Genomic DNA, 885 nt, shown 5'->3' with positions numbered 1-885 from the left:
TTTTTGCCGAAAAACGTCGGTGTCATTTTCAAGAAATGATTCATCAACCTGGAGCGCATCGTCCTCTCCATAATCATGGCTCCACTAAACAATGTATAATCCCATAAATAGGAGATCGAATAACTTGCCAAAATGACGCCACCATAAATCAGCATTACTTCCATCAACTTTTCTGAAGTCAACGAATTGAACTGAATCTCGTCAATCGCCATCCCAATGATCTTCGGCGGGATAAGGTCTATCACGCTGGCAATGATAAGAGCAATAACGGCAAATGTGTAACGCTTCCAATACTTTTTAAAAAACCAACTTAACTTGAATAAAACACTAAACATACACTTTTCACCCTTTCCAACTTAACGTTCCTGACTAACCGCTTTCTTTCCAATCTTCGTTCCATTCTTTACTGATCCAATTGTTAATCATTTCATAAGTACCTCCTAGAAATTTTATTTATGTCAAGCAAGGCTTCCTTGCTGAACAACAAAAAAGAGCATACGTCCATGACGTATGCTCAACATACAAAAAAAGGACACGTGTACATACCGTGGCCTACTTCACCCTATAAAATTAGATGGATATACTTTTCTTAAGCGAGGATCTGCCACGATCGATATGAAGTTGTCGTTTGGATAGAACGTTGCTTTTTCATCGTCGTGACCTCCTTGTATCAATGATTATATATTATATAATTTTCAAAAAATTAAATCAACTGCAAATTTTTATTTTCCTAACTTGGCTCTGTTAATTGTAGATAAATCATCCTATGCCAGTAAAGCTCCCGATTGTTGAAGACTCAGTTTCGAGACTTCTCCCTATTTCCGTTGTCTTGGATAGAAAAAGGAGGGCCGGGAAATCACTCGCTTTCCGTGGGCGGGCGCTGAG

Annotated in this window: 1 protein-coding gene; it reads right to left on the bottom strand. The window is 38.6% G+C overall.

What is annotated here, in order from left to right; translation table 11 throughout:
- Positions 1 to 335 (bottom strand): ABC transporter transmembrane domain-containing protein (locus LD39_RS21400; RefSeq protein WP_035553849.1); only part of this gene is annotated, 335 nt, incomplete at its 3' end.
- Between the last annotated feature and the right edge of the window lie 550 nt (positions 336 to 885).

Origin of the sequence: Halobacillus sp. BBL2006, from assembly GCF_000786645.1 — a bacterium.
GTDB lineage: Bacteria > Bacillota > Bacilli > Bacillales > Halobacillaceae > Halobacillus.
The sequence above is the reverse complement of the archived record's forward strand: the minus strand, read 5'-3'. Positions and strand labels throughout refer to the sequence as shown.